An 8,174-nucleotide genomic window follows, 5' to 3' on the forward strand; every position below is an offset into this window, starting at 1 on the left:
GCTGCATAAGTAATTAAAATAGATGTATACGAATTTGTCAAACAATTACTACTGAGTTTTCAGTATTTTCGAAATGGGTTGGGACATATTTATCGGTATTCCATGCATTTTCCCAGTAAGGAACGCAAACGTATTAACATGACCAAAATTACCTTAAAATTATCCGATAGGCCTTCAGGCCGTAAAACCCAATGCTTTAGCTTCGGGCAGCTCACCAGTAAGCTGTATGCGCAGTGGTGCTGCGCTTGAGAGGCGTGAGCTTCTCGCTTCTTATCTTTTGCCTTAAACGAAGTGCTCCTCAAGCGATAGCGCTCTTTAGTCCGCCCGCAGGGCGTTCAGTCGGTTACAAAGCCCGTCTCGTAGGCGATGTCAAAACCGGCGCGAATCAGCGCCGAGGGATTTAACTGGTGGATTTCAGCGATAGCGGACAGACCGGCCTTAAAGCCTTCTTCAGCCAGGACGCCGCCAAAATTAAACAATACGGCCCGGATTTCTGGTCGAAGGCTCATGCCGGCGGCTCCTTTTCCTGCAGCAGGCTTGACAATTCGGCGGCATCGGTAGTTGGTTGATGGCAGGAAAACTGTCGGCAGACAAAGGCGGTGGTGTTTTCGCCTTGTGCAAAGAGGCTGGCCGTATACGGGGCGATTTGAGCCAGCTGTTTTCCGTGGCGTTTTGACTTGAGCAGTACCACTTTTCGGGGGATAAAATGACTGTTGAGGGCAGTCAGCATCTGTTGGGTGGCTACCGAATCAGGTTCCCCCGCTATGACGATCTCCATTCCCGGATTCAAGGCAAGGTCGAGTCCTGTCATAAAGTGGGTGTATTGGGACGGATGGGCCTGGATGGTGCCGCTGAATGCATGCATCAGCGCATGCGCCTTTTTCTCCCAATCGGGCTCGCCGGTCAGTCGTGCCAGCAGGAGCAGGTTCGATAACGATACCGAATTTGCCGAGGGAAGCGAACCGTCATAAAGTTCTTTGGGACGAACCGGCAGATCCTGAGTCTGGGCGGATGTCAGAAAAAATCCGCCGTTTTCAGGATCCTGAAAGTCGGTTGACATCTGGTGCTGGAGTTGGACGGCCTGCTTGAGATAGAAGGGATCAAACGATGCCTGATACAGCTGTATCAGGCCTGAGATGAAAAAAGCGTAATCATTGGCATTGGCGCAGATGCCGGTGTCGTTGTCGCAAAACCGGTGCAGCAGGCGTCCGGTTTCGTCCTTCAGCCGGGTAAGGATAAAATGGGCGGCCTGCTGAGAGGCGCAGGCATATTTTGGAATGTTGAGAACCCGAGCCCCGAGCGCCAGGGCAGAAATCATCAGACCGTTCCAGCTGGTCAGGATTTTATCGTCTTTCAGGGGCCGGGGTCTCCGGTTTCTGGCGGCAAACAGCTTTTCACGGATCTGTGTCCATTGATGACAAAGCTGAGCCTCTTCCGTGTCAAGCTCCCTGGCCCATTGGGCCAGGCGCCGATCCTGGTAAAGAATATTCGACCCGGTTTTATGGCCGGTCGTTTCTTCGACATAGTTACCGTCCGGGTCAAGGTTGAACATGCGCTCCCATGGCAAAGGGGTGAGTTCACCGATTGTCCGTCGAATCTGATCCATGCGCCATACATAGAATCTGCCTTCCTCCCCTTCGCTGTCGGCATCTTCTCCCGTGAAAAATCCCCCGTTATCCGACACCATATCTCTCAGAACGTAGGTAAATATATCCTGTGCACAACGGGCGTAGAACTCATCCCGGGTCAGTTGAAATGTTTCCAGATAGACCATGGCCATCAACGCCTGGTCATAGAGCATTTTTTCAAAATGCGGAAGAATCCACTGTCGGTCAGTCGAATACCGGTGAAAGCCGAAGCCGACATGATCCCATATGCCGCCAAGCCGCATGGCGGTCAGGGTTTTTTCAACCATTTCCAGGGCGGCCGGATTTGCCGAATAGTGGTAATATCTGAGGAGAAACTGCAGCGGATGCCCGGGAGGAAATTTGGGGGCCGGATTGAATCCGCCATGAAGGGAGTCAAACCGCAGCTCAAGATCACGATATGCCTGGTCAAATATGAAAGGATGGATTTGTGCCGGAGAGGAAAAGTCAAAGGCCCTGGTTAACGAGTCCGAAAGGTTTCGGGCAGATTCAATGATGGTTTCCCGTTGAGTTGCCCATATCCGTTTGACGTGCTGACACAGTTCGATCAATCCGGGTTGTCCCATCCTGCGGGTTACCGGAATATACGTGGCGGCAAAAAAAGGTTGTTTGTCCGGGGCCATAAAAATGGTCAGGGGCCATCCGCCCCTTCCCGTCAGCATCTGGCAGGCCTGCATGTAGACCGAATCGATATCCGGCCGTTCTTCGCGGTCCACTTTGATGCATACGAAAGTATCGTTGAGATGTCTGGCCGCCGCCGGGTTTTCGAAGGACTCTTTTTCCATGACATGGCACCAGTGGCAGGTCGAATACCCGATGGATAAAAATACGGGCTTGTTTTCATCCCGCGCTCTGCGGAAGGCCTCGTCGGACCAGGGATACCAGTCGACCGGGTTTTGGGCGTGCTGAAGAAGATACGGGCTTTTTTCGTGTATCAGCCGGTTGGGGGCCATGGTTGTCTCCGGAATAGTATTTGACAATACAAAGGCGGAACGTTAGACACCCCTCTGGGGTGTTGAACGGATGCTATCCGTTTCCTTCAGCTGCTTCCGGTGTTAAACGTCCCGGTGCATTTTTTCGAAAACGCAACGCAGACCGGCGCTGGTGTTGGATGCCTGCGCAAACCCCGGGTGGATTTTCGATAAACCCCGCCCGGACGTAAAGGAATGATGTATGAACCAGAAAAATAATGATGAATTCAGACTGCCGAAAGCCCTTGTGCGCTGCATCGCGTTTCACGGCCATGTATGCCCCGGTCTTGTGTATGGTTACCGGGTGGCTGCAGAGGCGATGCGGCTGCTCGGCGTGTGCCGGTCAACTGACGAAGAAATCGTTGCCGTCTGTGAGAATGATTCCTGCGCGGTAGATGCGTTTCAGGTGCTTCTGGGAACAACGGCCGGCAAGGGTAATCTCATTATAAAAGATTATGGTAAAAACGCCTATACAATTTTTCATCGATCCGGCAAAAAGGCGTACCGGTTTTTCCGGAATACCGGGTATCGGTATTCGGGTCCGGATAAAGAGGAATTTGATCGTCTGGATCGAGCCATGTCGGACCAGACGGCGGACCGCCGGCAGCTGTCACGGTTGAAAAAGCTGAAGGCCCGGGATCTGTTGACCAGGCCTTTTGAAGAGGTGTTTTCGGTCAGGCAGGCCGCATATGCTCCGCCGCCATATGCGCGCATGGCCCCCTCCTGCGCCTGCTCCCGGTGCGGGGAAATGACGATGATGACCCGAATGATCGATTTGAAAGACGGATCGCGTGTCTGTATTCCATGCTCGGAGCAACGGCACATGGATTAAAACCGGGGCGGAGGGATCGGCCGCCAGCCCTTTTTCGATGATCCAAATCGGTTTTAAAGAAGATTGACAAGGGCGTTCCGGATGCCCGGATAATGAAATTCAAACCCGTGACGGGTCAGTCGATCGGGAACGGTCCGTATGCTGTACAGCAGCGAGTTGCCGAATTCCCCCATGACCAGACGGATCATAAATGCCGGGACCGGCACGAAGGCGGGGCGGTTGAGGATATCTCCCAGTGTGGCGGCAAGCTCCCGGTTTCTGACCGGATAAGGACTGCAGAAATTCAAGGGGCCGTTGATCCGGGGCGTTTCAATAGCATAAAGAAAAGCAGATGCCAGATCCTCCAGATGAATCCAGGAAAACCACTGCATGCCACTGCCGATCGGCCCCCCCACAAACGAGCGAAAGGCGGGCAGCATTTTTTGAAGGGCTCCGCCATTTTGGCCCATCACAATGCCCAATCGGGCCGTGACAACCCGGATGCCCTTTTGCGTTGCCTTAACGGCTTCGGCTTCCCAGTCGCGGCATACCCCGGCGAGAAAATCATCTCCGGACAGCTGCGTTTCCGTGAGCACATCCTCTCCTCTGCCGCCGTAATACCCGACAGCAGATCCGCTGCACAGTACCGTCTCCGCATTTTCGGGCAGGGCCTCAACCACCTGTTTTGTGGTCAGGATTCGGCTGTCACGAATCTGCTTTTTATACGTCGGACTCCAGCGCTTGAAGATGGATTTTCCGGCAAGATTGATGACGGCATCGCAGGCGCTTAGTTCGTTCTGCCATGCGCCCGGTTGTGTGGTATCCGCGGAGATATATCGGAATCTGCCGTGGTAGATCAGGTTCTGAGTCGGGCGAAGACCTATGGCTGTAACATGAGCTCCTTTTTCGAGAAAAAAAGTGGACAGGTAGGAACCCACAAATCCCAATCCGCCGGTGATAACAATATTCATATGTCACCCCCATTTTTTGAACCGTCTGATATCGTTGTCGATATGGTGATTGATGCGATACGCTGGTTATCATAACAAAAAAACAGACCGGAACGGGTTTAAAAAGCCGGGTAATATTAATGATAAGCTAAGTGTAGGGTATGGAAAGCCAGTTTTCAAGAATTTTTTATCGGTTATCAAGGGGGTCGTGGCGTTCATATTGACGGATGATTCGAAAGAATAAAAAAAGGGCGGCACCGCGTGAGCGGTGCCGCCCTGAAAGTTCACCGTAAACCGGAGATCATGAACACGATGATCCGCAACTTGAACAACCCGAATTGAATTGAATCGCACAGTCGAGTTTGAAGCCGTTCGCCGCAAAATCCACCTTGATCGGCTTGGCTTTATCCATAAAGTCGATATCGACGATATATTTAAACCCGTCAATCTCATAGACATTATCCGTGTCTTTAGGCTCATCCAGAGCCATTGCCAGTGATGGACCCGCTCAGCCGCCCTGATTCAGGAAAATACGAATGGGAGATGCTTCTTTCCCTTTAAAATAATCAGCAATTTTTGTTGTTGCTGCTGTTGTTACTTCAAGCATGGAAACCTCCAGAAAATATAATATAATAGCCACTAATACGAATTGACATTTCAAATATAACAATCAAAATATATTTGTCAATTCAATACGTGTTTTTTTCTTCTGGCATGAGTCTTCAGTCGTGAGTCAACAGTCTTCGTCCTGCTGGCGAATCTGTGGCGTTTCATGTCAATTGTTGAATGTAATCCGTATAAATGGCATAATCGCCGGCAGAAAATAAAATGAAGACCACCTTTTCAAGCGCATTGTTTTCACGGAGGAATTCGATGGTCGTATCGATGGCGATTTTGCAGGCATCCTGTATGGGATAGCCATAGATGCCGCAGCTGATGGCGGGAAAGGCGATGGTTTTGGCATCATGGTCAACGGCAAGTTGGAGGCTGTTTCGGTAGCAGTTCGCCAGCAGGACAGGGTCAGAGGGTTTTGCGCTGTACACCGGACCGACCGTATGGATGACATATTCTGCGAGAAGATCGTAGCCGTATGTGATTTTGGCTTCTCCGGTATTACATCCCCCGAGGGTCCGGCAATATTTGACCAGTTCCGGGCCTGCTGCCCGGTGAATTGCACCATCGACACCGCCGCCGCCCAGGAGGGTTTTATTGGCTGCATTCACAATCGCATCAACCTCCAGTTCGGTGATATCGCCCTGTTGAATTTCAATTCGGTCCAGTATGTGATTTTCCATGTTACCCCCTTGTTGTTGTGTTGGATGCATATTGATGCGGTCTTTGAATTTAAAGTTCGTAAAGGGTTTCGTCCCTGAATGGCTGCCTGGCCCGGGCTTTGAGTCGGTTTGAGGCCTTCCCGGCCAGGGTGAACGGATCTTCTTCTTCCAGCAGACGGCCCATTTCAGCCTCGATTTTATCCGGATCTTCGCCCTTTTCCATTCGATGCAAGGCTTCTTCCATGCCCGGCCCCAGCTTCAGCCCTGTCATGTCCGAAAGTTTTTTCATCATGGATGCGGCCTGACGGGGATCATCCTCGTTGATCCTGTCCGCTTTACCGGCGAGCATCTGCATGGCTTTTTCAATCTTGCTTTCATCGATGGGAAGATCGTTCATATCGCCGGCTTCGGCAGCCTTTCCGGTAAAGGCAAATACGGATACCTGCCGGGACAGGCTGGGTTTCCCGCATTTTGGGCAGTCAGGCAGTCTGGTGGTGTTGACGGTTTTGGAGAAAAAGTTGAACAGGGTGTTGCACTCGGAGCAGTAAAATTCGTATATCGGCATAACTACCTCGTCTTGTGATGGATTGGGGTTATTTGAAAAAATAATAAAATTTGATGCTGCCTTTGTCAACGGTATTTACTTTTTCATAGGCTTGCTTGAGATATCCATTCGTTTTTTTAGTTTTATTCGAATATATTCAGAAAAACAGATCGTTGACTTCAGGGCCCCCTTCTGGTAAGCCACTGGCAGTCAACATCATTCAGAAAAGAAAGGATAAAAACATCATGGAAAGAACGTTATCTATCATAAAACCGGACGGCGTGAGCAGAGGGGTTATCGGAGAAGTTGTCAAGCGTCTGGAAAACAAAGCGATCAAGATCGTTGCCATGAAGATGGTTCATATGACAAAGGCACAGGCGGAAGGCTTTTATGCGGTGCATAAGGAAAGGCCGTTTTTCGGGAGTCTGACAGCGTTCATGTCATCCGGGCCGGCCGTGGTGATGATTCTGGAAGGGGACGATGTGATTGCGCGTTACCGGAAACTGATGGGTGCGACCAATTTCAAGGAAGCCGAAGAGGGAACCATCCGGAGGGATTTTGCAACTGATATCGAAAAAAACGTGGTTCACGGTTCGGACGCACCGGAAACTGCCGCCGTTGAAATCGCTTATTTTTTTAACAGCTTTGAAATTGTTGGCAGATGATCGAAAAAATCAATCTTGATCATATTGCCGTTGTTCTTCAGCAGCCCCGGTTTCCTGAAAATATCGGGGCTGCTGCCCGCGCCATGTGCAACATGGGGCTCCGCCGGCTGATTGTGGTCTGTCCGGAAAACTGTGACCGGGACCGGATGTTTAAAATGGCAACCCATGAGGCATCGGACATTATCGAGCGGATGCAGATTGCCGATGAATTGAAACAGACGCTGTTCGATTTTCAGTATGTTGTGGGTACCACCGCCCGGCTGGGCGGCGAACGCAAGGTGGTCTATACGCCGTCAAACCTCGCTCAAAAGCTGATTTCGATTTCAAAGGAAAATCAGGTCGCGCTGGTGTTCGGGCCTGAAAACAGGGGGTTGAACAACGAGGAAGCCCGAAACTGCCATGTGCTGGTCAATATCCCGACGGCGCAATTTTCCTCGCTGAACCTGGCGCAGGCGGTCATGGTCATGTGCTATGAGCTGTTTGTGGCCGGCAGTGAAACCGAATCGGCGTTTGTTCCCCGGATGGCCAACCATTATGAACTGGACGGCATGTATGATCAGCTCAAACAAGTGCTGGTCAACATCAGCTATATCAATGCGGACAATCCGGATTACTGGATGACGAAAATACGCCAGTCGCTCAACCGGATTTGTCTGCGGGCCCGAGATGTCAAAATCATCCGCGGCCTTTGCCGTCAGATCAACTGGTATGGAGAAAAATGCTATCAGGACGGGTTTAAAGCCGGACAATCCCCCGAACCTCAACCTGAAGATGAACGTCTGGCATGAGCATCCGAATCAGGGCCGAAGTTTTTCTTCCACAGATTTGATTTTTCCCGACAGCCGATTCTCAGCGTCTTTCTGATAGTCCGCTTTGATGGTCATGTAGATGCGGTGGCAGTCGTCACGCATTGCCTGAAAACACAGGCTGACCACGTTCATCACCTCGTCCCACTCCCCTTCGATGCTGGTTCCCATCGGGCCGAATGTATACGGCAGACCGCTTTGTCTGATAATTCTGACGGCTTTCGAGACATAAGGGCTCAGATGTTCCCCCTTGTCCACCGGAAACATGGCTAAATCAACAACTACGCTCATCTGTTTTTTCTCCGTTGCCTGTTTATTCCCTCAAGCCCCGAAGGGGTGCCCCTCAAGGCCGTCAGGCCGATCCTAAAGCGAAGCGATCTTTTTTTTCTTCAGTATTTTGAGTCCGCAAATTCCACCCAGCCGCCGGCTTCGACAAGACAGCGGTCAAATTCAGACAGCTCAAACGGTATCTGCTCTGTCTGGCCACCGGATTTAACAACAAACAGC

The 8,174-nt window shown here is 51.1% G+C and carries 10 protein-coding genes; 3 read left to right on the forward strand and 7 right to left on the reverse strand.

Annotated features, from left to right (window positions below):
• Positions 1 to 335 precede the first annotated feature (335 nt).
• Positions 336 to 509 carry a hypothetical protein gene (locus tag PHQ97_11195; protein ID MDD4393298.1) on the reverse strand — a complete coding sequence of 58 codons (174 nt, stop codon included), beginning with the start codon at positions 507 to 509 and terminating at the stop codon, positions 336 to 338.
• Positions 506 to 2,599, reverse strand: coding sequence for a thioredoxin domain-containing protein (locus PHQ97_11200; protein MDD4393299.1), 2,094 nt, complete (start codon positions 2,597 to 2,599; stop codon positions 506 to 508). Before PHQ97_11200 ends, PHQ97_11195 begins: the two co-directional genes overlap by 4 nt.
• Positions 2,600 to 2,819: 220 nt before the next feature.
• Between PHQ97_11200 and PHQ97_11205 the strand changes: the two genes are divergently transcribed.
• Positions 2,820 to 3,449, forward strand: a complete 630-nt coding sequence (locus tag PHQ97_11205) for an FmdE family protein (protein MDD4393300.1) — start codon at positions 2,820 to 2,822, stop codon at positions 3,447 to 3,449.
• A gap of 53 nt (positions 3,450 to 3,502) precedes the next feature.
• Here PHQ97_11205 and PHQ97_11210 read toward each other — a convergent pair whose 3' ends face one another.
• The 4 genes from PHQ97_11210 to PHQ97_11225 all read right to left on the reverse strand — a co-directional run bounded on the left by PHQ97_11210 (position 3,503) and on the right by PHQ97_11225 (position 6,217).
• Positions 3,503 to 4,399 (reverse strand): TIGR01777 family oxidoreductase, encoded by an 897-nt coding sequence (locus PHQ97_11210; GenBank protein MDD4393301.1) that lies wholly within the window; start codon positions 4,397 to 4,399, stop codon positions 3,503 to 3,505.
• 280 nt (positions 4,400 to 4,679) lie between these two features.
• Positions 4,680 to 4,868 carry a hypothetical protein gene (locus PHQ97_11215; GenBank protein MDD4393302.1) on the reverse strand — a complete coding sequence of 63 codons (189 nt, stop codon included), beginning with the start codon at positions 4,866 to 4,868 and terminating at the stop codon, positions 4,680 to 4,682.
• A gap of 280 nt (positions 4,869 to 5,148) precedes the next feature.
• On the reverse strand, positions 5,149 to 5,673 hold the full coding sequence (locus PHQ97_11220; GenBank protein ID MDD4393303.1) for an O-acetyl-ADP-ribose deacetylase: 525 nt from the start codon (positions 5,671 to 5,673) through the stop codon (positions 5,149 to 5,151).
• A gap of 49 nt (positions 5,674 to 5,722) precedes the next feature.
• Positions 5,723 to 6,217 carry a zinc ribbon domain-containing protein gene (locus PHQ97_11225; protein ID MDD4393304.1) on the reverse strand — a complete coding sequence of 165 codons (495 nt, stop codon included), beginning with the start codon at positions 6,215 to 6,217 and terminating at the stop codon, positions 5,723 to 5,725.
• Between the two features lie 224 nt (positions 6,218 to 6,441).
• Here PHQ97_11225 and ndk point away from each other — a divergent pair, with 224 nt between their 5' ends.
• Together ndk and PHQ97_11235 are read left to right on the forward strand one after the other, a co-directional pair.
• The gene (gene ndk, locus PHQ97_11230; GenBank protein ID MDD4393305.1) at positions 6,442 to 6,861 is read left to right on the forward strand and encodes a nucleoside-diphosphate kinase; all 420 of its coding nucleotides are present in this window, start codon (positions 6,442 to 6,444) and stop codon (positions 6,859 to 6,861) included.
• Positions 6,858 to 7,649 carry an RNA methyltransferase gene (locus PHQ97_11235; protein MDD4393306.1) on the forward strand — a complete coding sequence of 264 codons (792 nt, stop codon included), beginning with the start codon at positions 6,858 to 6,860 and terminating at the stop codon, positions 7,647 to 7,649. Before ndk ends, PHQ97_11235 begins: the two co-directional genes overlap by 4 nt.
• A gap of 9 nt (positions 7,650 to 7,658) precedes the next feature.
• On the opposite strand, the gene PHQ97_11240 is transcribed toward PHQ97_11235, so the two are convergent.
• Complete coding sequence (locus PHQ97_11240; GenBank protein ID MDD4393307.1) at positions 7,659 to 7,958, reverse strand: MTH1187 family thiamine-binding protein; 300 nt, start codon at positions 7,956 to 7,958, stop codon at positions 7,659 to 7,661.
• Positions 7,959 to 8,174 lie beyond the last annotated feature (216 nt).

It is taken from the genome of Desulfobacterales bacterium, from assembly GCA_028704555.1.
Taxonomy (GTDB): domain Bacteria; phylum Desulfobacterota; class Desulfobacteria; order Desulfobacterales; family JAQWFD01; genus JAQWFD01.

Excerpts from the sequence above, each read along its gene's own strand:
- PHQ97_11195 (MDD4393298.1), bottom strand. The coding sequence starts at position 509 with ATGAGCCTTCGACCAGAAATCCGGGCCGTATTGTTTAATTTTGGCGGC.
- PHQ97_11200 (MDD4393299.1), bottom strand. The coding sequence starts at position 2,599 with ATGGCCCCCAACCGGCTGATACACGAAAAAAGCCCGTATCTTCTTCAG.
- PHQ97_11205 (MDD4393300.1), top strand. The coding sequence starts at position 2,820 with ATGAACCAGAAAAATAATGATGAATTCAGACTGCCGAAAGCCCTTGTG.
- PHQ97_11210 (MDD4393301.1), bottom strand. The coding sequence starts at position 4,399 with ATGAATATTGTTATCACCGGCGGATTGGGATTTGTGGGTTCCTACCTG.
- PHQ97_11215 (MDD4393302.1), bottom strand. The coding sequence starts at position 4,868 with ATGGCTCTGGATGAGCCTAAAGACACGGATAATGTCTATGAGATTGAC.
- PHQ97_11220 (MDD4393303.1), bottom strand. The coding sequence starts at position 5,673 with ATGGAAAATCACATACTGGACCGAATTGAAATTCAACAGGGCGATATC.
- PHQ97_11225 (MDD4393304.1), bottom strand. The coding sequence starts at position 6,217 with ATGCCGATATACGAATTTTACTGCTCCGAGTGCAACACCCTGTTCAAC.
- ndk (MDD4393305.1), top strand. The coding sequence starts at position 6,442 with ATGGAAAGAACGTTATCTATCATAAAACCGGACGGCGTGAGCAGAGGG.
- PHQ97_11235 (MDD4393306.1), top strand. The coding sequence starts at position 6,858 with ATGATCGAAAAAATCAATCTTGATCATATTGCCGTTGTTCTTCAGCAG.
- PHQ97_11240 (MDD4393307.1), bottom strand. The coding sequence starts at position 7,958 with ATGAGCGTAGTTGTTGATTTAGCCATGTTTCCGGTGGACAAGGGGGAA.